This window comes from Streptomyces sp. NPDC087422, from assembly GCF_044744145.1.
GTDB lineage: Bacteria > Actinomycetota > Actinomycetes > Streptomycetales > Streptomycetaceae > Actinacidiphila.
This window is the reverse complement of the sequence record NZ_JBIUXT010000007.1, coordinates 53,813-76,779: the sequence shown is the minus strand read 5'-3', so window position 1 is coordinate 76,779 and position 22,967 is coordinate 53,813. Positions and strand designations below refer to the sequence as shown.

At 71.7% G+C, this 22,967-nt stretch carries 19 protein-coding genes and 1 pseudogene; 4 read left to right on the top strand and 16 right to left on the bottom strand.

Annotation, left to right across the window (positions count from 1 at the left end; genetic code table 11):
• Positions 1-107 precede the first annotated feature (107 nt).
• The 11 genes and pseudogenes from ACIO6U_RS22890 to ACIO6U_RS22840 form a co-directional block, all read right to left on the bottom strand.
• Entirely contained in the window at positions 108-803 is a 696-nt protein-coding gene (locus ACIO6U_RS22890) for an OmpA family protein (RefSeq protein WP_391049167.1), read from the bottom strand.
• Between the two features lie 5 nt (positions 804-808).
• On the bottom strand, positions 809-1,396 hold the full coding sequence (locus ACIO6U_RS22885) for a hypothetical protein (RefSeq protein WP_401721727.1): 588 nt from the start codon (positions 1,394-1,396) through the stop codon (positions 809-811).
• A gap of 31 nt (positions 1,397-1,427) precedes the next feature.
• Positions 1,428-1,991, bottom strand: a pseudogene (locus ACIO6U_RS22880) (pilus assembly protein TadG-related protein); the annotation flags it as partial.
• 32 nt (positions 1,992-2,023) lie between these two features.
• Complete coding sequence (locus ACIO6U_RS22875; protein ID WP_391049164.1) at positions 2,024-2,284, bottom strand: Flp family type IVb pilin; 261 nt, start codon at positions 2,282-2,284, stop codon at positions 2,024-2,026.
• A gap of 436 nt (positions 2,285-2,720) precedes the next feature.
• The gene (locus ACIO6U_RS22870; RefSeq protein ID WP_355347874.1) at positions 2,721-3,623 is read right to left on the bottom strand and encodes a DUF5936 domain-containing protein; all 903 of its coding nucleotides are present in this window, start codon (positions 3,621-3,623) and stop codon (positions 2,721-2,723) included.
• Between the two features lie 55 nt (positions 3,624-3,678).
• Entirely contained in the window at positions 3,679-4,698 is a 1,020-nt protein-coding gene (locus ACIO6U_RS22865; protein WP_401721724.1) for a type II secretion system F family protein, read from the bottom strand.
• A complete protein-coding gene (locus tag ACIO6U_RS22860; RefSeq protein ID WP_355347872.1) occupies positions 4,695-6,029 on the bottom strand; it encodes a CpaF family protein in 1,335 nt (444 codons plus the stop codon). The genes ACIO6U_RS22865 and ACIO6U_RS22860 overlap by 4 nt, the downstream gene beginning before the upstream one ends.
• On the bottom strand, positions 6,026-6,376 hold the full coding sequence (locus ACIO6U_RS22855; RefSeq protein WP_355347869.1) for a TadE/TadG family type IV pilus assembly protein: 351 nt from the start codon (positions 6,374-6,376) through the stop codon (positions 6,026-6,028). The genes ACIO6U_RS22860 and ACIO6U_RS22855 overlap by 4 nt, the downstream gene beginning before the upstream one ends.
• A 137-nt stretch (positions 6,377-6,513) precedes the next feature.
• Positions 6,514-8,082, bottom strand: a complete 1,569-nt coding sequence (locus tag ACIO6U_RS22850) for an AAA family ATPase (protein ID WP_355347866.1) — start codon at positions 8,080-8,082, stop codon at positions 6,514-6,516.
• Entirely contained in the window at positions 8,079-8,801 is a 723-nt protein-coding gene (cpaB, locus tag ACIO6U_RS22845; RefSeq protein ID WP_355347863.1) for a Flp pilus assembly protein CpaB, read from the bottom strand. Before cpaB ends, ACIO6U_RS22850 begins: the two co-directional genes overlap by 4 nt.
• Positions 8,802-8,813: 12 nt before the next feature.
• Positions 8,814-9,662, bottom strand: coding sequence for a hypothetical protein (locus tag ACIO6U_RS22840; RefSeq protein WP_355347860.1), 849 nt, complete (start codon positions 9,660-9,662; stop codon positions 8,814-8,816).
• 389 nt (positions 9,663-10,051) lie between these two features.
• On the opposite strand from ACIO6U_RS22840, the gene ACIO6U_RS22835 reads away from it, so the two are divergent.
• A complete protein-coding gene (locus tag ACIO6U_RS22835) occupies positions 10,052-11,548 on the top strand; it encodes a glycosyl hydrolase family 18 protein (RefSeq protein ID WP_391049374.1) in 1,497 nt (498 codons plus the stop codon).
• Positions 11,549-11,658: 110 nt separating this feature from the next.
• Here ACIO6U_RS22835 and ACIO6U_RS22830 read toward each other — a convergent pair whose 3' ends face one another.
• From ACIO6U_RS22830 to ACIO6U_RS22820, 3 genes are read right to left on the bottom strand one after another with little or no spacing between them, the layout of a single operon-like run.
• Positions 11,659-12,069 (bottom strand): RidA family protein, encoded by a 411-nt coding sequence (locus tag ACIO6U_RS22830; protein WP_355347857.1) that lies wholly within the window; start codon positions 12,067-12,069, stop codon positions 11,659-11,661.
• Positions 12,066-12,908: an IclR family transcriptional regulator gene (locus ACIO6U_RS22825; RefSeq protein WP_401721719.1), complete on the bottom strand. Its 843-nt coding sequence runs from the start codon at positions 12,906-12,908 to the stop codon at positions 12,066-12,068. Before ACIO6U_RS22825 ends, ACIO6U_RS22830 begins: the two co-directional genes overlap by 4 nt.
• Positions 12,905-13,978, bottom strand: a complete 1,074-nt coding sequence (locus ACIO6U_RS22820) for a PfkB family carbohydrate kinase (RefSeq protein ID WP_391161706.1) — start codon at positions 13,976-13,978, stop codon at positions 12,905-12,907. Before ACIO6U_RS22820 ends, ACIO6U_RS22825 begins: the two co-directional genes overlap by 4 nt.
• A gap of 147 nt (positions 13,979-14,125) precedes the next feature.
• Between ACIO6U_RS22820 and ACIO6U_RS22815 the strand changes: the two genes are divergently transcribed.
• The gene (locus ACIO6U_RS22815; protein WP_401721715.1) at positions 14,126-15,484 is read left to right on the top strand and encodes an alanine racemase; all 1,359 of its coding nucleotides are present in this window, start codon (positions 14,126-14,128) and stop codon (positions 15,482-15,484) included.
• Between the two features lie 435 nt (positions 15,485-15,919).
• Complete coding sequence (locus ACIO6U_RS22810) at positions 15,920-17,539, top strand: amidohydrolase family protein (protein ID WP_401722239.1); 1,620 nt, start codon at positions 15,920-15,922, stop codon at positions 17,537-17,539.
• Here ACIO6U_RS22810 and ACIO6U_RS22805 read toward each other — a convergent pair.
• On the bottom strand, positions 17,427-19,706 hold the full coding sequence (locus ACIO6U_RS22805) for a P-loop NTPase fold protein (protein ID WP_401721712.1): 2,280 nt from the start codon (positions 19,704-19,706) through the stop codon (positions 17,427-17,429). The two genes, ACIO6U_RS22810 and ACIO6U_RS22805, sit on opposite strands and share 113 nt — an antisense overlap.
• Positions 19,707-19,797: 91 nt before the next feature.
• On the opposite strand from ACIO6U_RS22805, the gene ACIO6U_RS22800 reads away from it, so the two are divergent.
• A complete protein-coding gene (locus tag ACIO6U_RS22800; protein ID WP_355347839.1) occupies positions 19,798-21,012 on the top strand; it encodes a pyridoxal phosphate-dependent aminotransferase in 1,215 nt (404 codons plus the stop codon).
• An 82-nt stretch (positions 21,013-21,094) separates the two neighbouring features.
• On the opposite strand, the gene ACIO6U_RS22795 is transcribed toward ACIO6U_RS22800, so the two are convergent.
• Positions 21,095-22,915, bottom strand: a complete 1,821-nt coding sequence (locus ACIO6U_RS22795) for a phosphoenolpyruvate carboxykinase (GTP) (RefSeq protein WP_401721709.1) — start codon at positions 22,913-22,915, stop codon at positions 21,095-21,097.
• Between the last annotated feature and the right edge of the window lie 52 nt (positions 22,916-22,967).

The following is a 22,967-nucleotide window of genomic DNA, read 5'->3' as shown; positions in this document are numbered from 1 at the left end:
GGTGCGGGTGCGGGAAAAGAAAAACGGGCCGGTTCGCAGGGGGGGAGAGCGAACCGGCCCGAGGGGGGGAGTTACACCGTACCGCGTCAGAGCGACCGCTCAGCACGTTACGCGGCAGGTGGCGTGAAAGTGATCTCGACGCGGCGATTCTGACTGCGTCCGGTTTCGGACGAATTGTCGGCAATCGGGTAGTCCTCGCCGTACCCACGGACCTGAAACGTGTGGGACGGGTCACCGGCGCTGCCCATTTCCGTTGCCAGGACTTGGTAAACGGCGTCGGCGCGTTGCTTCGAGAGCACCATGCCGTGCTCGGAGCTGCCGAGATTGTCCGTGAACCCGAACACCCGGATGGGTGACGTCACATGGCGTGCGGTGATGTCGTCCGCGATGGCCTGGATCCGCGAGGTCGCCGTGGGCGACAGCACGGCGCTGTCCTTCTTGAACAGCACCTCCGACTGGAGCGCGTAGGTGACCGTCGAGTTCGACGTCTCCTGCCGCTGCTCCGGCTGGCTCGCCTTCGTCGACGACTCGTCCGTCACGGACACGATGTCCAGGACCTTCGCCGGCGCCAGCGTCGAGCCCTCCGGCAGCCTGAGTCCTGGCGACGTCGGGTCGATCCGCACGGGGGCCGTCGGCGTGCTGTCACCGGCCGTGGGCGGCGGATTCGTGTCGGCCACGGCCGCGGTCCCCCCGGCCACCGTCCCGGCGGCCAGCACGAGCACGATCACCACGCCCGCGGACAGGGCGGCCCGCTGCCCTCCGGCGCGGGATGCCGCCCCGGGCGGCGACGCGTTGCGCTTCATCGTCCTCACCCCTCCGAGATCGTGATCTTCGCGGGCGGCATCGTCGGCAGCTCGAACGACACTTGGGTGGTGGCTTCCGGCGGGGCGGGGAACTGCGCGAAGAAGGGGCGGGATTCCTTGGGCTGGACACTCAGCAGCTTCATCGTGCACAGGCACTTGCCGTCCGTGTCGCGCAGTACGTAGTAGCGCTTCTTTCCGGCTTCGTCGACGAGGACCGCGCCCGCGACCGACGCGCCGGACGAGGACAGCGCGGTCTCGTTGCCGACCCAGTTGTCCGCGTTGAAGATGTTCGTGCCGTTGTTGGTGACAACCCCCTGGACCGTGACGAATCCGCCGGAGTCCCGCACAGCCGAGTTGATGGTGACCTCGATGTCCCTCTCACCCTTGATCTGGGCGAGGACCTGGGTCGCGGTGGCGCTCGGCGCGGCGGTGTCACCGCCACTCGATCCAGGGTTCTTCGACGCGCTCGCGGAGGTGGACGGCTTGTTGTCCGCCTTGTCACCGCCGCCGCCTCCGCCACCGCAACCCGCCAGCGTGATGGCGGCACCGGCGGCGAACGCCACCGCAATCGTCGCCCTGTGCCCGTATCGCATCGTTCCCCGTTCCCTCATCGCTCGGCCGCCGTCACTTGCTCAAGTGGACGGTGTAGAAGGTCGACAGGTCCAGCACGAAGCCGCCCGCCGTCGGATCGACCGTCACATGGTCGCCGTTGCAGATGAATCCGATCGCGTTGCCGTCCTTGTCGCCAAGTCCGCAGCGCGGTTCGACCACCGCGGTGGCGGTGGCCTTGGCGTGCTTGGTCTCGGTGCCGTCGACCACCGAGGTGCCGACCGTGCCCAGGGTCGTGACGGAGACGGTGTATCCGAGCGGTACGCCGGAGGCCCGGCCGCAGCCGTCCGGAGCGTCCACGGCGGCGTCGTTCTGCCCGGCGTACGAGGACGCGGCAGCGCACGCCTCCGCGTCGTGCGACCCCAAATTCGCCAGCAGTTTGCCCAGTTGGACGAGGTCGCCCGAGGTCAGTGCGGCGAGGAAGTCGGCGGACGCGGCATCACGGTCCGCGCGAGCGGCGGCCAGCGCCGCCGAATCCGCCGCGGTCTGGGCGGAGTTGCGGACGACCGCGGCCTGGCCGACCGCGAAGTACGCGAAGGCCAGGAAGAACAGCGCGGCCATGGACACGATGTAGATGCCGAGGGTCTGACCGCGGTCATCCCCGAACCGGCCTACTTGCCGTTTCCGGCGGTGATCTTGTCGATCATCGAGTTGATGCCGTCCTTGATCTTCGTGCCGATGTCCGTCGTCCCCGCCAGCACTCCGATGATCACCGCGATCACCACCGCGATCCCGAGATACTCGAACGACGTCTGACCCCTGTCGGCCGACCCGTCCGCCGACCGGTCGGCGATCCGGGCCGCGAGTCTGTCCGTGCGGTCGCGCAGCCAGATCTCGGTGTCCGTGTAGCGCCGGACTACCCACCTGTTCATCATCGTTCGCCCCATTCTTCGTCACCTGACGGATGCGTGCGACGGCCGCGTTCCACCTGTCGGGGTAGGTGTCCACGGCGCACCGCCTCTCGCTGGTCGTGTTGCCGTCCGCAGCGGATCGGTTCTGATTGCAGGTGCAAATATGGTTGCGAATGCAAAGGTACACCCGAACCTCGGACATCCGCAGCCCGTTCTGCGCCAATTGGCGCTTACAGCATGCCGGTTGATCACACTGTGTGGCCAGCGGATCACGGTAATCGCCAGGTCATCAACCGCTCATCTCCGGTCATCGGCCGCCATCTCCGCTCATCGTCACCGGTCACGCGCCCGCCGCGTCCGGCGGCCACGACCGTCATCCGCCCGGTCGTCCGCGCCGGCGCCCACTCCGACACCCGCGCCGGCACCCGACCCGGCGTACGAACCGTCACCCGCCCCGTCATCCGCCGCTGCCGAAGGTGTCGCCGAACTGGATGTGGGAGCCCATGATCGTGCCGGTGATCAGCAGGATCATGGTCGCCGGGACGAGGATGGTGGTGATGACGCCGGTGGCGCGCGGGACCATGCGGGCGGCGCGGCGGCGGGCGTTCTGGGCCTCGGTGCGGCGCATGTCGTTGGCGATCTGGAGGAGGGTGCGGGCGATCGGGGCGCCCAGTTCCTCGCCCTGCTGGAGGGCGGTGACGAACTGGCCGACCTGGTCGCTGCGGTTGCGCCTGCGGAGCTGGTCGAAGGCGTCGCGGCGGCTGACGCCGACGTCCATCTGACGCAGGGCGACCCGGATCTCGTCCGACCAGGGGCCCTGGTACACGGCGTTGACGCGCTCCAGGGCCTGGCGGAAGCCGAGGCCCGCGCTGACGACGACGGCGAGGACGTCGAGGAAGTCGGGGAGGGTGCGTTCGATGTCGTCGCGGCGGCGGCGGACGGCCAGCCAGATGCCGAGGTCGGCCCACCACCAGGCGTACGCGGCGAGCAACAGGGCCAGAATCCAGTGCCCTTGGACGAGCAGCAGCAGGGCCGCGAAGCCGCCGAGGCCGCCGTAGACGGCGCGGCGGGCGGCGTAGCGCTCGACGGTGAGGCCGTGCGGGTGGCCCGCGTGGTCGATCCGGGCGCGCATTTTGGCGATCCGGGCCGGGCCCATCATCCGCATCACCATCGGCGCCCAGCGGATGCCGATCCGGTCGATGGCGTTGCCGGTACGGGTCGTCCGGGTCCTGCCGACTTCCAGCGCGAGGGCCAGGTCGTCGGGGAGCTTCACGTCGGCGCGCAGGAGTGCGACGGCGTGGACGACGCCGACGACGCCCGCGGCGACGACCGCCGCCAGGACGAGGCCGATCAGGAGCATCGGGAATTCCCTCCGGTCACCGGCCGGTTGCCGCGTGAGGTGTGCACGGTCGCGGTCATACGTCGATCCTCGACATCCGGCGGATCAGCGCGAAGCCGACCACGTACAGGCCCAGGGCGACCAGGACGCAGATCCGGCCGACGGTGGAGCCGGTCATGGCGCTGAGCGAGCCCGGCATGATCTGGTTGAGGAGCAGCAGGGAGCCGATGCCGATGACCGGGACCGCGTAGGCGGTGACGGTGACCTGGGACATCTGGGTGCGGATCTCGCGCCGGGTCTCCTTGCGCTCCTCCAGGGTGACCGTGAGGTTGCGCAGCGACTCGACGACGGAGCCGCCCGCGCGGCTGGAGAGCACCAGCGTGGAGACCAGCACGACCAACTCGCGGCTGGGCAGCCGCTGTTGCAGCTCGGCCAGCGCGTCCTCGATGGAGTGGCCCACCGCCATCGCGTCCGCGACCTGCTTCAGCTCCTCGCCCGCGGGCGCGTCCAGCTCCTCCGCTGCCATGGAGACGGCGGTGCGCAGGGCGAGCCCGGCCTGGGTGGCGTTGGCCAGGACGCGTGCAAGTTCGGGGAGTTGGGCGATGAAGCGCTCGGTACGGACGCGGCGGCGCCACTCCAGGAAGCTGTACGCGGACCAGCCCGCGATGAGTGCGGCGATCGGCCCGAAGAAGGGGGCGAGGACCGCCGCGGCGAGCACCCACGCGACGAGGACGACGCCGACCGCGGCCGCGGTGAACTGACCTGGCGTCAAGTTCGTTCCGGTAGCGGCCAGTCGGCCCGCGAGGCGCTGGCCCCAGGCGTAGCGGCGTACGCGGCGGTCGAGTCCGGCGAAGGCCGATTCGCGGGGGCCGCCGCCGAAGTCGCCGGCGAGCCGGTCGACGAGCGCGGCGCGGTCGGCCCTGCCGCCGCGCCAGGCGTGGCCGCCCCACACGGCCAGTGCGAGGGCGAGCACGCTGACGCCGAGCACGAGCAGCGGGTACGGTCCCGAGGCGAATCCGGGGCTCGCTGCCAGGTGCGGGAGACCGCTGCCGGGCGGGGCCGCGACCGCCGTCATTTCTTGCGGAACGGCGGTCACTTCGCCTCCCTGCTGTCGAGTTCGAGTTCGCTCGCGCCGATGCCGAAGGCGGCGGGTACGTGTTCGCCGGACAGGTAGAGCCGCTCGGCGATCTCGCGCGGGACGGGCCGGTGTTCGTACCAGCCGCGGACGATGCGGTCGACGCCGAGCGGTTCCGCGCGGAAGCGGGTCGCGGAGGTGAGCCGGAAGACGTCACGGCCGCGGGAGGACAGGACGGCGATCTCGCCGATCCTGCGGGTGCCGTCGATGTGGCGGTTGAGCTGGACGAGGACGTCCACGGCGCTGTTGATCTGGTCGCGCAGCGCCTCGAAGGGGATCTTGACCTCGCTCATCGACGCGAGCGTCTGGAGCCTGAGCACCGCGTCCTCGGCGGAGTTGGCGTGCACGGTGGCCAGTGAGCCGTCGTGTCCTGTGGACATCGCCTGGAGCATGTCGAGGGTCTCGCCGCCGCGGACCTCACCGACGATGATCCGGTCGGGGCGCATCCGCAGCGAGTTGCGTACGAGGTCGCGAATCGTGATCCGGCCCTCGCCCTCGACGTTGGGCGGGCGCGACTCCAGCCGGATCACATGCTCCTGCTGGAGCTGGAGTTCGGCCGCGTCCTCGACCGTGATGATCCGCTCGCCGTCGGGGATCAGCCCGGACAGCGCGTTGAGCAGCGTGGTCTTGCCCGAGCCCGTACCGCCGCTGACGATGATGTTGCACTTCGCGCGCACGAACGACGAGAGCAGCAACAGCATGTGCTCGTCCAGCGTCCCGAGGGCGATCAGCTCCTGGAGCGTGTACGCGCGCGGGAAGCGGCGGATGGTGAGCGTGGGTCCGGTCAGAGACAGCGGCGGGATGATGACGTTGACGCGCTCGCCCGACGGCAGCCGGGCGTCGACCATCGGATTCGACTCGTCCACACGGCGGTTGACGGTGGAGACGATCCGCTCGATGGTCTGGAGGAGCTGTTCCGCCGACGAGAAGCGGGCGGCGACCGCCTCGACCCGGCCGCCGCGCTCGACGTAGATCTTGTCGGGGCCGTTGACCATGATCTCGGTGACGGTGGGGTCTTCGAGCAGCGGTTCCAGGATGCCGAGGCCGAGCGCCTCGTCCACCACGCGGCGGATCAGCGCGGCGCGTTCCGCCGTGGACAGCACCGGGCCCTCGCGGCTGATGATGTGGCCGAGCACCCGTTCCAGCCGGGCCCTGCGCTCGCCCGGCGCGAGCGCCGACATCTCCGCGAGGTCGATCTCCTGGAGCAGTTTCGCGCGGTAGACGGCCACCATGTGGCCTTCCTGCGTCTGCGGGGTCGCCTCTTCGACGGCGAGGCGGGCACGGAGGCTCATCGTGTCGTGTCCTCCTTCGGCATGGTGGCGGAGCGCTTCACGGGGTCGAAGAAGCTGACGCCAGGCAGGACGGACGGGACCTTCACCGTGGCCTGCGCGGTCACGGTCGTCGTGTCGGACGTCGTGAACCGGATCGTCGCGGTCAGCCAGTCGCTCACCGCCGCCTGGCCGGCCTGCTGGCCGGCCGCCTCTCCCCCGTTCGGGCCCGCCTGCGCGGCGGTCCTGGCCGCCGTACGGGCCGCTGTGCCGGCCTGTTCGCCGCAGTACGCGACGAGGCCGAGTTGGATGCCCGCGAGGGCGATCAGGAGCAGGAACGGGAGCATTCCGAGGTATTCGAGCGACGCCACTCCCCGGTCCCGGGCGGACCCGCGGTGCCTCTCGGGGGCGCCGCCCCCGAACCCGCGCCGGGAGGGCCCCGAAGGGGCGCGGGGAACCGCGCGCACGGCGGAGGTACGGGCTGCGGGAGCCCGGCGGCGGGAGCGCTTCATCGCTTGGCCGTTTCGTCCAGCGTCTTCGCGTGGCCCGAGATGGGGACGAAGTCGCCGATGCCGGGGATGAGGAGGGGCATTTTGAGGGTGACGGTCGCCGAGACAGTGCCGTCCGCGCGGCTGACCGAGGTGTCGCCTGGCCCCCACGCGCTGGGAAGGTCGCTGCTCGCGGCGGCGGAGGCGTCGGAACCCACCGCCGCGGCCCGGGCCGCCTGATCGGCGGCGTTGCCCGCGAGCGTGAAGGTGTAACCGGCCAGCACCGCCTGCCAGATGAGCAGCAGGGTGATGAGGATGATCGGCGTCATGCCGAGGGTTTCGAGGGTGACCTGGCCCCGGTCGCCGCGTTCGGACCGCTCGCGGCGCTGCTTCTTCCCGCGTGCGGCGGGCAGCGTCGCGCCGCTGACCAGGCCCAACTCCCCTGCCAGTGCCCAGATTCCGGCCTTGACGGTGGAGCGGGCGTCGAGGTCCTGGAGGCGGCCGGCGTCGATGACGGCCTGGAGTTCGCGGAATCCGGCGGGGATGACGGAGGTCGCCATGCGGGTGCCGGTGATGCGGCCGATCAGCGACGGCTGGATCTCGGTGCCGCGGGTGTGGCGGTTGACGACGGCGGTGGTGTCCTGGGGCTTGCGGATCTGGAGCCGGTCCCACATGCGGACCATGCGCTTGGCGGCGCGCACGGCGATGACGTCGGGCGTGAGCACGAGGACGGCGGCGTCGGCGACCTCGACGGCGACGGCGTTGGCGCTGGTCATCTGGGTGCCGCAGTCCACGACGACGACTTCGTAGCGCTGCCGGAGTGCGGCGAGGACGAGGCGGGCCGAGCGGTCGGTGACGTCCTCGCCGCGTTCGCCGTCGGCGGGGGCGAGCAGCAGGGCGGGGCCGGACTCGTGGACGTACATGGCGTCGTGCAGGACCCGGGAGGAGACGTCCGCGATGTCGGCGAGGTCGGCGATGGAGCGGCGGAACTGGACGTCGAGGTAGGAGGCGATGTCGCCGCCCTGGAGGTCGAGGTCGACCAGGGCGGTGGAGCGGCCCGACGCGTGGGCGGCGAGGGCGAGTTGGACGGCGGTGACGGTGGTGCCGACGCCGCCCTTGGCTCCGGCGACGGCGATGAGGGTGCCGCCCGCGACGGCGGGCAGGGCGCGCTGCGGGCCGAGGTGTCTGCGGACGCCGGCCGACCAGGTGGCGGCGGCTTCGACGCGGGCGCCCAACTCGTCGTAGGAGAGCGGGAATCCGACGACGCCTCGGGCGCCGGAGTCCATGGCGGCGGCGAGCACGGCGGGGCTGGGGTCGGCGGTGAGCAGGACGACGCCGATGGCGGGGAAGCGCAGGGCGACGTCGCGGATGAGGTCGAGGGCGGGCATCGGTCCGATGCCCTCCTGCACGATGACGACCTCGGGCAGTTCGTCGATCCCGGCCTCGGCGGCGCGCGTGAGGGTTTCGAGCAGCGCCGTGGAGTCGCCGAGCGCGGGTGCCGGTTCCGCGCCGGGCAGTTGGCCGAGCAGGCCGAGCAGGGCGCGCGCGGCGTCGGGGTCGGCGGTTCCGGCGAGGATGCGTACGGTCACGGCTTGCCTCCGGTGCCGCCGTCGCCGCTCAGGGTGTACGTGCGGTCGGTCTGCGAGGGTGCGGAGCTGTCACCTGGGGCGACCAGCGCGAGGCGTACGTGTTCCGCGAACGACTCGGCGTAGGCGACGCGTTGGGCATCCCCGGCGTTGAGAGCGAAGGTGATCGGCACGCCTTCGGTGGACAGCCGCTGGGCGTTCTCGCTCTTGTCGAAGGCCTTGATCTCGCCGACGTCGATGACCTGCGCGCCGGACACGATGATCTTCGAGACGTCGGGGTCGGTGTCCTTGCGGCCCTGGAAGGTGGCGAAGATGTTGACCCGGGCGCCGGGGGTGATCTTGCCCGCCACGCCGGTCTCGGCGTCGATCATGATGGCGATCTCCATCTGTCCGGCCTGGAGTTCGGGCCGGGCGGCGACCATGTCGGACTGGAGCAGCGAGCCTTTGCGCAGCGGCACGGCGGCGATCTTTCCCTGGAGCTGGCCGAGATCGCGTACGGCGGTGTCCGGCAGCCAGCGCTTCGGTATCCGGATCCGGTGCACCTGGGACGCGGTCAGCGCCTGGTACGCCGGTACGTCGGCGCTGAGTTCGTACGCGGTGACCTTCGGTCCGACCTGTGACCGCGCGTCGCTGACGACGGCGAGCACTCCCGCGAAGGCGGCCACCGCGCAGATCACGGAGATCACGAGGAGGACGACACCACGACGCTGACGTGAGTTCATGTGCGGGCGGACCTATCGCTTGTGGGGTTCGAGTTGGGGGCGGCGCGGTGTCTCGACCTCGCGCCCCGGCCGGGCGGCGGCGTGCTTCGCCGGAGCCGTACGATCCCCCAGCCGTGTGGCGCAGAACAAGCACTGGTCACCGATGACTTCGAGCCCGCACCAGGTGCAGGTGTCGCGCCGTACCGAGGTGACGAGTTGGTAGAGCATGCCCACATCGGCGATGTAGGCGGTGAATTCGACCAGCCGGGACGTGCCCCACCAGCGTGGGGAGTCGGTCGGCAGCGGCACTTCGCGCAGGTGCTGGGCGCGCCAGCCGCTGGCGAGCGGTCCGGTGACCCAGGCGGGGTCGACGCCCTTGCCCGCGACGGCGAGCTGTGTCTGGTAGCCGGGTCCCGGCGGTACGGTGCCCGGTTCGGCCTCGGCCAGGTACGGCTCGGGGTGCGCGACGACGGCGAAGTGCCGTCCCGGCACGAGGGACTTGACGTGGGCGCCGACGCCGACCGGGACGCGGTCGAGCTTGGCGACGGAGCCGAGCAGCGCGCCGGAGTGCAGGTAGTACGTGAGCAGCCGGGCGGCGCCCGCGAGGACGCCGGGGCCGAGGTCGGTGCCGGAGAGCTGGCGCAGTTGCTCGGCGAGCAGGGCGATGGCCAGCGGGGGCAGCGGGCTGGGGACGATCGCTATCCGGTCGGCTTCGAGGGCGGACCGCACGGTGTGCATCCGGCGCCTGGCGGGGTCGGCCGGTTCGGCCGGTGCCAGGGCGATGAGGTGCCCGTACGTGTCGAGCGCGGTCGTGGTGCGCGTCAACTGCTCTTCCAGCGAGAGCGAGAGATCGTCAGAGGTGACGGTGATGACGCTCGGCATGCGGAACCTCCCCTCCTGCGCCCGGTGGTGGCCGGTACCTGGCGATTCGCGGTCGTCAGCTTATCGATGTGTAGCGGCTTGGGTGCGGAAAGTTGCGGATCGGAAGTGGTGAACGACAGGTGTCCGGCGGAGGTCTTGACAACCGAATTGGTCTGGACCAACTTTCTCCCTGTCATCTGTTTTCTGCATGCGCTTCACATTGCTCCGCACGTCGGCACTTCAGGTCACCCGTTCACGTCCGTACGTCATGTCATGCGCCACCGCACTCCCACTACCCCCCAACTCCTTGCCCCCAGGAGGCAGTCGTGGAACGTGCATCGCACGCGAATCAAGCGAGCCATGCCCAGCACAGATCAAAGCTCGTCCGCTCGACGTTCTTCCGCCGAGGTATCGCGGGGCTGAGCGCCGCCGCGGTGATCGGCACCGGTGTCGCGCTCGTCGACATGGGCAGCGCCAGCGCCGCGACCACCAACCTCGCCGCCAACCCCGGCTTCGAGAGCGGCCTTTCCGGCTGGACCTGCACCGCGGGCAGCGGCAGCACCGTCTCCAGCCCGGTGCACTCCGGCTCCGCCGCCCTCAAGGCCACCCCGACCAGCAGCGACACCGGCCAGTGTTCCCAGGTCGTCAGCGTGCAGCCCAACTCCCAGTACACGCTCAGCGGTTGGGTGCAGGGCTCGTACGTCTACCTGGGCGCGACCGGCACCGGCGGCACCGACCCGTCCACCTGGACGCCGTCGGCCTCCTCGTACCAGCAGCTCAGCGTCAGCTTCACCACCGGCGCGAACACCAAGTCCGTGACGATCTACACCCACGGCTGGTACGCGCAGCCCGCGTACTTCGCGGACGACATCTCGCTGTCGGGCCCCGGCGGTACGGGCACGACCCCGCCGACCACCCCGCCGACGACGCCTCCCACGACGCCGCCGACCACTCCCCCCACGACACCTCCCACCACCCCGCCCACGACGCCTCCCACCACGCCGCCGACCAGCCCGCCCACCAGCAGCATCCCCAAGCACGCGGTCACCGGCTACTGGCAGAACTTCAACAACGGCGCCACCGTGCAGACCATCGCGCAGGTGCAGAGCCAGTACGACATCATCGCCGTCGCCTTCGCGGACGCGACGACCACGCCCGGCGCGGTCTCGTTCACCCTCGACCCGGCGCTGAACTACAGCACCGCGCAGTTCAAGGCGGACATCGCCGCCAAGCAGGCCGCGGGCAAGAAGGTGATCATCTCCGTCGGCGGTCAGAACGGCACCATCTCGGTCCGTGACTCCGCCTCGGCCACCAACTTCGCCAACAGCGTCTACACGCTGATGCAGACGTACGGCTTCAACGGCGTCGACATCGACCTCGAGAACGGCATCGACACCACCTACATGCCGCAGGCGCTGCGCGCGCTGAGCGCCAAGGCGGGCTCGTCGCTCATCATCACGATGGCGCCGCAGACCATCGACATGCTCTCGGCGGGCAGTGACTACCTGGCCACCGCGCTGAAGATCAAGGACATCCTGACCGTCGTCAACACCCAGTACTACAACAGCGGTTCGATGAACGGCTGCGACGGCGGCGTCTACAGCCAGGGCACGGTGGACTTCATCACGACCCTGGCCTGCACCGCCATCCAGGCCGGGCTCTCCCCGTCCCAGGTCGGCATCGGCACCCCGGCGTCCACCAGCGCCGCGGGCTCCGGTTACGTCAGCCCGACCGTCGTCAACAACGCGCTCGACTGCCTCGCCAAGGGCACCGGGTGCGGGACCTTCCACCCGTCCACCACCTGGCCCACCATCCGCGGGGCCATGACCTGGTCCACCAACTGGGACGCCTCGGCGGGCAACGCCTGGTCCAACAGCGTCGGAGCCCACGTGCACGGCATGCCGTAACACGGAGTCCGCTCCAAGGGGGCGCCCCCTGTCCCGCACCCGCGGGACAGGGGGCGCCCCCGACGCGTTCCCCGCGCCCCGAAAGCTCTCCTCCCGCGCGGGAGGAGTCGTCACCCCAGGACGGCCAGGGCGTCGATTTCGATCAGCAGGCCGGCGGGGAGGCCGACGTAGATGGTGGTGCGGGCGGCGGGGGGCTCGACGAGGGAGGCGAAGAACTCGTTGTAGATGGCGTTGAGTTCGGCGAAGTGGTCCGTGTCCGTGAGGTAGACGCGGATCATGATGACGTCTTCCCAGGTGGCACCGCCCGCTTCGAGGACGGCCTGGACGTTGGCGAGGGTCTGGAGGGTCTGCTCGCGCAGGCCGGGGCCCGCGGGCGTCGGGGGCTGGCCCTCGACGGCCGGGAGGAAGCCGACCTGACCGGCGACCTGGAGGAGATTCCCCTTGCGGACGCCGTGCGAGAACTTGGCGGGCGGCGCCGTGTGGGTGGCCGGGACGATCGCGGTCTTCTGGCCGTTGCTCATGCGGAGTTGTCCTTCACTGAATCTGGTGCGGGTACAGACGCGGATACGGGTACGGGTACGGATGCGGGTACCGGTACAGATGCGGATGCGGGCGCGGGCGCGCTTCCCGACAGGTCGCGGCTGACGGCCTCGGCCGTCCGCAGCAACAGCGGGCGCAGGCGTAGCAGTTCGTCGGCGGGGACGACGACGTTGGGGGCCGAGAGCGACATGGCGGCGCAGACGCGGCCGTCGGGACCGCGCAGGGGCGCGCCGACGCAGTTGATGGACTCCTCGTGGCCGCCGAGGTCGGTGGCCCAGCCCTGTTCGCGGACGCGGGCCAGTTCGGCCAGGAACGCGGCGGCGTCGGGCGTGGACTTCGCGGTGTAGCGGGGGTACTCCAACTGCTCGGCCACCGAGCGCCGTTCGGGCTCGGGCAGGTCGGCCAGGAGCAGTTTGGCGACGGCGGCGACCGTGATGGCGACCGGGCGGCCGATCCGGGAGTACATCCGTACCGGATAGCGGCTCTCGACCTTGTCGATGTAGACGACCTCGCCCTGCTCGTACACCGCGAGGTGCACGGTGTGGCCGGTGCGTTCGTTGAGCGCGGCGAGGTGGGGGTGGGCGATGCCGCGGATGTCGAGGGTCTCGATGGCCTGCTGGGCGAGGGCGAACAGGCGGGCGCCGAGCCGGTAGCGCTGGTCCTGCTGCCGGTAGACCAGGCCGTGTTCGTGCAGGGTCCGCAGCAGCCGCAGCGCGGTGGACTTGTGGACGTCGAGCCGGGTGGCGACCTGTTCGAGCCCCGCCGGGCCCTCGGCCAGCAGCGGCAGGATGCTCAGCGCGCGGTCGACCGTCTGGCTCACCGCGGTCCCTCCTCCGTCGTCGTGGGCGCACGATCTCCGGACGCCGTCCACCCGGCGCCCAGCCGCAGTCTCCCCCATGCCGCGTCGTCCAGGGCGACCAGCGCGTCGGCGCGGGCGCGGCCGGGCGGCGTGCCGAGGTCGCCCGGCTCGGTCAGCGCGGCGGCGGCCAGCACATGGCCGTGCCTGACGCGGTCGCGTACGGGCAGGCCGCGCAGGGCCGCCGACAGGTACCCGGCGGCGAAGGCGTCGCCCGCGCCGACGTGCGCGACGACGTCGACCGCGAGGGCGGGGACGTGACGGCGTTCGTCGCCGTCGAAGACGGTCGCGCCCGCCTCGCCCTGCTTGACCACCAGCGTCCGCGGCTCGGGCAGCGCGGCCCGTACCGCGGCCGCGTCCGGCAGCCCCCAGGCGGCCTGCGCCTCGTCCTCGCCGACGAAGACGAGGTCGCAGCCGCGGGCGAGGTCGAGCGTGCGCCGGGGGTCGGCGTCGCGCCACAGCGCCGGGCGGTGGTTGACGTCGAAGGAGACCAGCGGGCGTCCCGGCGCGCGGCGGGTGAGGCCGCGCATCAGCTCCGCGCAGGTCGCGGAGAGCGCGGCGGTGATGCCGGTGAGGTGCAGCACCCGGCCGCTCCACGCGTCGGCGCGGGCGACGAGGTCGGGGGCGAGCGCGGAGGCGGCGGAACCGGCCCGGTAGTAGACGACCTCGGCCCGGTCGGCGGGGGCGTCCGTACCGACGGCGCGCTCGCCCGCCGTACGGAAGTACACGCCGGTGGGGCGGTGCGGGTCGCGCTGTACGGCGCTGACGTCGACCCCTGCCGCGGCGATGGTCTCCACCAGGTGGTCGCCGAAGCCGTCGGCGCCGACGCGGCTGATCCAGCGGGCGCGGTGGCCGGTGCGGGCCAGGGTGCAGGCCACGTTGGACTCGGCGCCGCCGATCGCGCGGTGGAAGGCGGGCACGTCGGCGAGGCGGCCGGGGCGGGAGGGGACGAAGGTGACCATGGACTCGCCGAGGCAGACGACGTCGAAGTCGGCGGCGCCGGGGGCGGCGCTCGGGCTCGTCGGTACGGTCACGGCGGTCACTCACTTCTGCGGGCCGCGGCGGGAGCGGCGGTGGCCTGGTGGGCAGGAGCACCGTTGACCAGGCACTCGCGGGGATGTTAGACAGCTTGCATCACTGTATGCAACGGCCGTTGCATATGTTGCAACTCGGGAGGTTCGATGACGGCGGACGTGGGCGGACACGGGGGCGGGGCCGGGGCCGGGGTCGGCACGGGAGCCGGTGCCGGTGCCGGTGCCGAGCGGGTGGCGGCGCTGGCGGCCGGGCTGCGCGAGGAGCGGGTCGACCACCGTTTCAAGGGGCTGCCGCCGGACGCCGAGGGGCTGACCGTCGGCGAGCTGGCCGACCAGCGCCGCGGCCTCTTCGACGGCGGCTTCACCACGCCCGTCCTCGTCCTGTCCCAGGCCGCCCTCGCGCACAACCTCGACCTGCTGGAGCGGTACACCGCCCAACACGGCCTGTCCTTCGCCCCGCACGGCAAGACGTCCATGGCCCCGCAGCTCTTCGCCGACCAACTCGCGCGCGGTGCCTGGGGGATCACCGTCGCCGTACCCCACCAGGCGCGCGTGTGCCGGGCGTTCGGAGTGCCGCGGATCTTCATCGCCAACGAGGTCGTCGACCCGGTGGCGCTGCGCTGGATCGGCGGTCAGCTCGACGCCGACCCCGGCCTCACCGTCGTCACGTACGTCGACTCCGTGCGCGGTGTCGAGCTGATGGACGCGGCGCTGCGGGACGCCGGGACGCGGCGGCGGCTGGACGTCGTGGTCGAGCTCGCGGGCGGCGAGGGCGCAAGGACCGGTGTCAGGACCGAGGACGAGTGCGCGGCCGTCGCCGCGGCCGTCGCCGCGACCGGCACGCTGCGGCTGACCGGCGTCGCCGGGTACGAGGGCGAGGTGCCGGACGCCGACCCCGAGCGGGTACGTGCCTGGCTGCGGCGGCTGGTCGCGCTCGCCGGCGCCCTCGACGCCGACGGGCTCTTCGGGGACGCCGAGCAGATCGTGGTCAGCGCCGGGGGCTCCGCCTGGTTCGACCTCGTCGCGGAGGTCTTCGCGGACGTGCCCGCGATGTCCCGGCCGGTCCTGAAGCTGCTGCGCTCCGGGGCGTACGTCACGCACGACGACGACCACTACCGGCGGCGCACGCCGTTCAACCGGGTCCCGGACGAGGGCGCCCTCGAACCGGCCTTCCGGCTCTGGGCCCAGGTCGTCTCCCGGCCCTCGCCCACCCAGGCGTTCCTCAACGCCGGGAAGCGCGACGCGCCGTACGATCTCGGGCTGCCGTCCGTCCAGACGGTTCGCGGCGCCGACGCCGGTCCGCGTCCGGCGCCGGACGGGCTCACCGTCACCGCCCTGTCCGACCAGCACACCTGGCTGGCCGTGCCCGCCTCCGACCCCCTCGCCGTCGGCGACTGGGTCGCCCTCGGCCTCTCCCACCCCTGCACCACCTTCGACAAGTGGCCCCTCATCCCGGTCACCGCCCCCGACGCCACCGTCCCCGCCTACATCCGCACCTTCTTCTAACCCACCCGCCCCCCATGTCCTCAATCGCCGGACGGGCTGAAAGGGGTGTGTCGCGGCCCGCGCCGGAAGCTGGGCCCGGACGGCCCGGACCGTCTGGCGCGGGTGGCGCGGCGCGGGCGCAGGCTTCGCCCCCCACCGGACGGGCTCGGCGGAGGCCGCCGGGATGGGCGGGAAGGCGGCTCGGGTCCGGACGGGACGACAGCCGGGTCCGAACCCTGGGCACGGGCGGCCGGTTGGGCGGGCGCGCCAGAAGCGCCGGACCAGCCCGTCCGGCGACCGAGGACGAAGCCCGCCGTCGGCCGACCAGCGCGAAGCAACGCACAGCCCGACCCGCGACCGACGACGCAACCCCCGCCAGCCGACCAGCCCGTCCGGCGATTGAGGACTAGCCCGGCGGCGATGAGTGGCAACCGTGACGACATGAAAGGCCCCGCCATGGATCTCGTGTTCCGCGACGCTCGCGTCATCGACGGAACGGGGGCGGCGTCGTATGTGGCGGACGTGGGGCTGGCGGGGGGCCGGGTCGGGGAGATCCGGCGGAAGGACGGGGGGCGGCGGCTCACGGCGAGACGGGTGGTGGACGCGGAGGGTCTGGCGCTGGCGCCGGGGTTCATCGACATGCACGCGCACAGCGACCTGGCGCTGCTGCGGGACCCGTCGCACGAGGCGAAGGCGGCACAGGGCGTGACGCTGGAAGTCCTCGGCCAGGACGGCCTGTCGTACGCGCCGGTCGACGACCGGACGTTGGCGCAGGTGCGGGCCCAGATCGCGGGGTGGAACGGCGACGGCTCGGACGTGGAGTTCGACTGGCGGAGCGTCGGCGAGTACCTGGACCGGCTGGACCGGGGCATCGCGGTCAACGCCGCGTATCTGGTGCCGCAGGGCACGGTCCGGATGCTGGCGCTGGGCTGGGAGGACCGCCCGGCCACGGCGGCGGAGCTGGCACGGATGAAGGAGTTGGTCGCCGAGGGCCTGGCCCAGGGCGCGGTGGGCCTGTCGTCGGGGCTGACGTACACGCCGGGGATGTACGCGTCGGACGCGGAACTGACCGAGCTGTGCCGGGTGGTGGCGGCGTACGACGGCTACTACTGCCCGCACCACAGGTCGTACGGGGCGGGCGCGCTGCGGGCGTACGAGGAGATGGTGGCGCTCACCGAACAGGCTCGCTGCGCGCTGCACTTGGCGCACGCCACGATGAACTTCCCGGAGAACGAGGGCCGCGCCCCCGAACTGCTGGCGCTGCTGGACGCGGCCCTGGCCGCAGGCGCGGACATCTCGCTGGACAGCTACCCCTACCTCCCCGGCTCCACAACCCTCGTGGCGATGCTGCCCAGTTGGGCCACCGAGGGCGGCCCCGACGCGACGCTGGCCCGGCTGCGCGACGACGCGACGGCGGCGCGCATCCGCCAGGTGATGGAGGTGGACGGCGCCGACGGCAGCCACGGCGTCCCCGTCGACTGGTCGGTGATCGAGGTCGCCGGGGTGCGCGAGCGCTCGCTGGCCGCCCATGTCGGGCGCAGGATCGCGGACTTCGCGACCGCCCGGCGGCTCCTGCTGGAGGACCGGCTCGCCACCACGATCCTCCAGCACGTCGGCCACGAGGAGAACGTCCGGGCCATCATGCGGCACCGCGTGCACACCGGCGGCTCCGACGGCATCCTGCGCGGCGACAAGCCGCACCCGCGCGCGTACGGCACCTTCCCCGAGTATCTGGGGCGCTACGTCAGGGAGTTGGGGGTGCTGCCCCTTGAGGAGTGCGTGGCCCATCTGACCGGCAGGCCCGCCGCCCGGCTGCGGCTGCCCGATCGCGGCCTGGTCCGCGAGGGCTACCGCGCCGACCTGGTCCTGTTCGACCCGGCCACCGTCGCGGCCGGTTCCACGTACGACCGCCCCCGCACCCTGCCCACCGGTATCCCGTACGTCCTGATCGACGGCCGGTTCGTCATCGAGGACGCCCGTCGGACGGACGTGCTGGCGGGACGCTCGGTGCGGCGGACCGAGGTGCGGCGGTCCGAGGCGCGAGGAACGGCTGGTCGGCGAACGGCCCGGGGGTGAGGCCCCCTGGGGCGAGAGTCCCTGAGGTGAGGGTCTCGGCGATCGCCGGTACGGCGGTCAGGTCGTCGGTGATGACCGCCTCCAACGCCCCGGCGGCGGCCCGGTCGTTGGGCGTGATCCGCCCGGAGTAGAAGATCACCGGACCCGCGTAGCCGCGTGACCTCACACCGCGTACCAGCGCGAAGCCCTTGGCGGGCTCGTCCGCGAAGCCCGCGTGGCAGAGCAGCAGGGCGGGGCGGTGTTCGGCGAAGATCTGGACGAGTTCGGCTTCCGTGTCGGCGGGGAGCACGGCGGAGCTCACCGTCAGCAACTGGGCGATGGCACGGCCTCTGCCCCGCGCGAAGCCCGCCGCCACCGCGAGCGCGAACGTACGCTCCGGCGTCCCGGCCGGGTAGCCGGAACCCTGTTGCGGCGCGTGCCAGGCCGGTGCGTCGGCGCCGTATCCGGCCAGTTCCGGGTCGTCGAGCGCGGGGCTCACCGACTGCGGCCGCTCCAGCGGATCCGGCTCGTACGGCGACCCGTCACCGCGCGGGTAGCCGTAGCCGTACCCCTGCACGGGCCCCTGCCCGTACCCCGGCACGGGCCCCGGGTACGGCGGCGTGCCGACCCCCGTATCGCCGTAGTCGACCGACGATCCGCTCGGCCCCGGTGACGCCACCGGGTCCCCCGGTTCCGGCCCGGCCGCGGGCTGCGGCGCGCTCTCCCACGGACCGGCCAGCGGCGGATACGGCGCCGTCTCGCCGTCCTCGGTGCCCTGCCGCAGCCGTCGCAGCACCAGTTCGGACTCGGGCAGCGCCACCAAGTCCTCGACCAGGGAGACGAAGGCGGGGTCGCCCGCCAGGTCGGGGAAGCCGACCGGGAGCTGGGCTTCGAGGTCGGCGAGGACCGTGCCGTGGTCCTCGTGCCCGTGCAGCGGCGGCAGGGAGTGGGCGCGCAGGAAGTCGGCGACCATCGGCCGGTCGGGGTCGGCGAGCGGCGCCGGGGACCACAGGCGGGTGCGGACCCGGCGGTAGGTGCGGAATTCGCGCACCACGTCGGCGTCGTCCCCGGGCCCGGCGGGCGCCGTCATCATGCGGTGGAAGTCGGGATAGAGGTACTGGAGCAGCAGGGTGCGGATGACGGCCTCGGGGCGGATGCCCGCCCAGACCGGGTTGAGGCTCGCCTCCAACAGCAGGCCGTTGAGCAGGCGTTTGACCCGGCGCGGGTTGCGGGCAGCGCGGTAGGCGAGGAGTTCGACCAGGTGCGGGTCCAACAGGTGGTCGATACCTGCCAGTTCGGCGCAGGAGCGGACGTACGCCTGGATCTCCCGGCCGCTGGGCGCGGGGATGCGGTAGCTGGTCTGGAAGATCTTCTCCACGAAGGCGGCCCCGGCGGGCGAGAGGTCCGGCAGCAGTCCGCCGGGGCCGATCGCGGCGCGGTCGCAGCCGATGACGAAGGCGAGGCCCGGCACGTCGAGGTAGACCTTCACGGCCTCGCAGACGGCGAGGAAGGTCTGCTCCGAGCAGCGGTCGAGGTCGTCGATGAAGATGACGAGGAGTTTGCCGCCGGGCGCGGAGCCGCGCGTCGCGGTCCACTCGCCGACCATGTCGCGCAGCGCGTCCCGCATGCCGTTGCGGGCGCCCGCGTCGACCGACAGGCGCTTCCACAGCTCGTCGACCATGCCCGCCACGCCGAGCGGCCCGGCGGCGACGACGGTCAGCGCCCGTAACAGGCCCATCAGGGCGCCGCCCGCCCTGATCCGGCGCAGGGCGCGCCGCAGGATGCTGGGGTCGACCTGGTTGAGCACCGATTTGATGAGCCCTTCGAGGGCGTCGCCGCCGGTCGAGGTCCAGGCGTTGTACCAGACGGTGTGCACGTCGGGGAACCGCTGGAGCCGTACGTCGACCAGCCGCATCAGGCTGCTCTTGCCCATCCCCCATCCGGCGTCCACCGCGAGGGTGAAGGGCGTCGCGTCGCGCGAGGCCACCAGCAGTCCGGTGAGCTGCGCCGCGGCCCGGTTCGCGCCGAGCAGGTCGCGCGTCTCGTCGGCCACGGGTTCGTCGTTGAGCAGAGCGAACGCGGGCGGGGTCACCGGCGGGTACGAGGACCCGTTCGGGAATGCGTACGGCGTCGCGTAAGGCGTCGCGTACGGCGACATGGGCGGCGGTCCGGCCGCTGGGGAGGACACCGTCCAAGTCTGGCAGCCGCGCCCCCGGGTCCGCCGGTACGTGGCGGAAAACACCGAGCGGTCCGCGTGACGTGGCCGTAAGGTGACCGGCATGCAGGTGATCCAGTCCACGAAGCTCGCCAACGTCTGCTACGACATCCGGGGCCCGGTCCTCGAAGAGGCCATGCGGCTTCAGGCGGCGGGTCACCGCATCCTGGAGCTGAACACCGGGAATCCGGCGCCGTTCGGGTTCGAGTGCCCGCCGGAGATCCTGGAGGACATGCTCAGGTCGCTGGGGACGGCGCACGGGTATGTGAACTCCAAGGGCATCCTCCCGGCGCGCCGCGCGGTGATGCAGCACTACCAGACCAAGGGCATCGATCTGGACGTCGAGGACGTCTACCTCGGCAACGGGGTGTCGGAGCTGATCCAGATGTCGATGCAGGCGCTGCTCGACGACGGTGACGAGGTGCTGGTGCCCGCGCCGGACTACCCGCTGTGGACGGCGTCGGTCTCGCTGTCCGGCGGCACGGCCGTGCACTACCGCTGCGACGAGCAGGCGGACTGGCAGCCTGACCTCGCCGACATCGAGCGGAAGATCACCGACCGCACCAAGGCGATCGTGATCATCAACCCGAACAACCCGACCGGCGCCGTGTACGACGACGAGATGCTGCGCGGCATCGCCGAGATCGCCCGCAGGCACCGGCTGATCGTCTGCGCCGACGAGATCTACGACAAGATCCTGTACGACGACGCGACGCACACCCCCTTCGCCGCCATCGCCCCCGACCTGATGACCCTGACCTTCAACGGTCTGTCGAAGGCGTACCGGGTGGCGGGCTTCCGCAGCGGCTGGCTCGCGGTCTGCGGCCCCAAGGACCACGCGACCAGCTACATCGAGGGTCTGACGATCCTGGCGAACATGCGGCTGTGCGCGAATGTGCCCGCGCAGCACGCCATCGCCACCGCCCTCGGCGGGCGCCAGTCCATCAAGGACCTCGTCCTGCCCGGCGGCCGGCTGACCGAGCAGCGCGACGCGGCGTACGCGGCCCTGACCGCCATCCCCGGCGTCACCTGCGTGAAGCCCAAGGGCGCCCTCTACGCCTTCCCGCGCCTCGACCCCAAGGTGCACAAGATCAAGGACGACCAGCAGATGGTCCTCGACCTCCTGCGGGCCGAGCGCATCCTCGTCGTCCAGGGCACCGGCTTCAACTGGCCCGACCCCGACCACTTCCGCCTCGTCACCCTCCCCGCCAAGGAGGACCTGACGGACGCGGTCACCCGCATCGGCGACTTCCTGGGCGGCTACAGCCAGGTGCCGTAAGAGGTACGGCGTCCGGGAGGGGTACGGCGAAGGAGCGCGGGAGGTCACCGCGAAGGGGCGCGGGCGATCCGCGCCCCCCACGTCAGCCCAGGCGCGCTACCAGGGACTCGTACTCGTCCCACAGCTCGCGCGGGGTGTGGGTGCCGAAGGTTTCGAGGTGGGCGGGGATGAGGGCGGCTTCCTCTTTCCAGACCTCGCGGTCGACGGACAGCAGCAGGTCGAGGTCGTCCTGGGAGATGTCGAGCCCCTCGGTGTCGAGGTCGCCGGGGGCCGGCAGGATGCCGATGGGGGTCTCGACGCCCTTGGCCTCGCCGTTGAGGCGTTCGACGATCCACTTCAGGACCCGGCTGTTCTCGCCGAAGCCCGGCCAGACGAAGCGCCCGGCGGCGTCCTTGCGGAACCAGTTGACGTAGTAGATCTTCGGCAGCTTGGCGGCGTCGTGCGTCTTGCCGAGCGAGACCCAGTGGCCGAAGTAGTCGCCCATGTTGTAGCCGCAGAACGGCAGCATCGCGAAGGGGTCGCGGCGCAGTTCGCCGACCTTGCCCTCGGCGGCGGCGGTCTTCTCGCTGGCGACGTTGGCGCCGAGGAAGACGCCGTGCTGCCAGTCGAAGGACTCGGTGACCAGCGGTACGGCCGAGGCGCGGCGTCCGCCGAAGAGGATCGCGGAGATCGGGACGCCGCGCGGGTCCTCCCACTCGGGCGCGATGATCGGGCACTGCGCGGCGGGGACGGTGAAGCGGGCGTTGGGGTGGGCGGCGGGCGTGCCGGACTGCGGCGTCCAGTCCTGGCCCTTCCAGTCCGTGAGGTGCGCGGGCGGCTCCTCGGTCATGCCCTCCCACCACACGTCGCCGTCGTCGGTGAGGGCGACATTGGTGAAGACGGAGTTGCCGTACATCGTCTTCATCGCGTTGGAGTTGGTGTGCTCTCCGGTGCCGGGCGCCACGCCGAAGAAACCGGCCTCGGGGTTGATGGCGTACAGGCGGCCGTCCTCGCCGAAGCGCATCCAGGCGATGTCGTCGCCGATGGTCTCGACGGTCCAGCCGGGGACGGTGGGCTCCAGCATCGCGAGGTTGGTCTTGCCGCAGGCCGAGGGGAACGCGGCGGCGACGTACTTGACGGCCTCGGGTCCCCCCTTGGGCGGGGTGAGCTTGAGGATCAGCATGTGCTCGGCGAGCCAGCCCTCGTCGCGGGCCATGACGGAGGCGATGCGCAGCGCGTAGCACTTCTTGCCGAGCAGGGCGTTGCCGCCGTAGCCGGAGCCGTAGGACCAGATCTCGCGGCTCTCGGGGAAGTGCGAGATGTACTTGGTGGCGTTGCACGGCCACGGCACGTCGGCCTGGCCCTCTTCGAGCGGGGCGCCCAGGGTGTGCACGGCCTTGACGAAGAAGCCGTCGGTGCCCAGTTCGTCCAGCACGGCCTGACCCATCCGGGTCATGGTGCGCATGGAGACGGCGACGTACGCGGAGTCGGTGATCTCCACGCCGATGGCGGACAGCGGTGAGCCGACCGGGCCCATGCAGAAGGGCACGACGTACATCGTGCGGCCCTTCATCGAGCCGCGGAAGACGCCCTTGTCGCCGGTGAAGATCTCCCGCATCTCGGCGGGGGCCTTCCAGTGGTTGGTCGGGCCCGCGTCCGCCTCGTTCTCCGAGCAGATGAAGGTCCGGTCCTCGACCCGCGCCACGTCCGAGGGGTCGGAGGCCGCGTAGTACGAGTTGGGGCGCAGGGTCGGGTCGAGCTTGGTGAAGGTGCCCTTGGCGACGAGTTCTCCGGCCAGGCGGTGGTACTCCGCCTCCGAGCCGTCGCACCACACGATCTCGTCGGGCTGGGTGAGTTCGGCGATCTCGCCGACCCAGCGGGTCAGTTCCTGATGGTTGGTGGGAGCCGCAATACCGCGCGCCACGATCGCTCCGTCCCGCCGGGTCCGCACAGAACCGGCGTCACAAATTGAGGGT

What these genes read in the sequence shown, in the direction of transcription:
- ACIO6U_RS22890 (WP_391049167.1), bottom strand. Translation starts at nt 803, where the DNA reads ATGAAGCGCAACGCGTCGCCGCCCGGGGCGGCATCCCGCGCCGGAGGG.
- ACIO6U_RS22885 (WP_401721727.1), bottom strand. Translation starts at nt 1,396, where the DNA reads ATGCGATACGGGCACAGGGCGACGATTGCGGTGGCGTTCGCCGCCGGT.
- ACIO6U_RS22875 (WP_391049164.1), bottom strand. Translation starts at nt 2,284, where the DNA reads ATGAACAGGTGGGTAGTCCGGCGCTACACGGACACCGAGATCTGGCTG.
- ACIO6U_RS22870 (WP_355347874.1), bottom strand. Translation starts at nt 3,623, where the DNA reads ATGCTCCTGATCGGCCTCGTCCTGGCGGCGGTCGTCGCCGCGGGCGTC.
- ACIO6U_RS22860 (WP_355347872.1), bottom strand. Translation starts at nt 6,029, where the DNA reads ATGAGCCTCCGTGCCCGCCTCGCCGTCGAAGAGGCGACCCCGCAGACG.
- cpaB (WP_355347863.1), bottom strand. Translation starts at nt 8,801, where the DNA reads ATGAACTCACGTCAGCGTCGTGGTGTCGTCCTCCTCGTGATCTCCGTG.
- ACIO6U_RS22840 (WP_355347860.1), bottom strand. Translation starts at nt 9,662, where the DNA reads ATGCCGAGCGTCATCACCGTCACCTCTGACGATCTCTCGCTCTCGCTG.
- ACIO6U_RS22830 (WP_355347857.1), bottom strand. Translation starts at nt 12,069, where the DNA reads ATGAGCAACGGCCAGAAGACCGCGATCGTCCCGGCCACCCACACGGCG.
- ACIO6U_RS22815 (WP_401721715.1), top strand. Translation starts at nt 14,126, where the DNA reads ATGACGGCGGACGTGGGCGGACACGGGGGCGGGGCCGGGGCCGGGGTC.
- ACIO6U_RS22810 (WP_401722239.1), top strand. Translation starts at nt 15,920, where the DNA reads ATGGATCTCGTGTTCCGCGACGCTCGCGTCATCGACGGAACGGGGGCG.
- ACIO6U_RS22800 (WP_355347839.1), top strand. Translation starts at nt 19,798, where the DNA reads ATGCAGGTGATCCAGTCCACGAAGCTCGCCAACGTCTGCTACGACATC.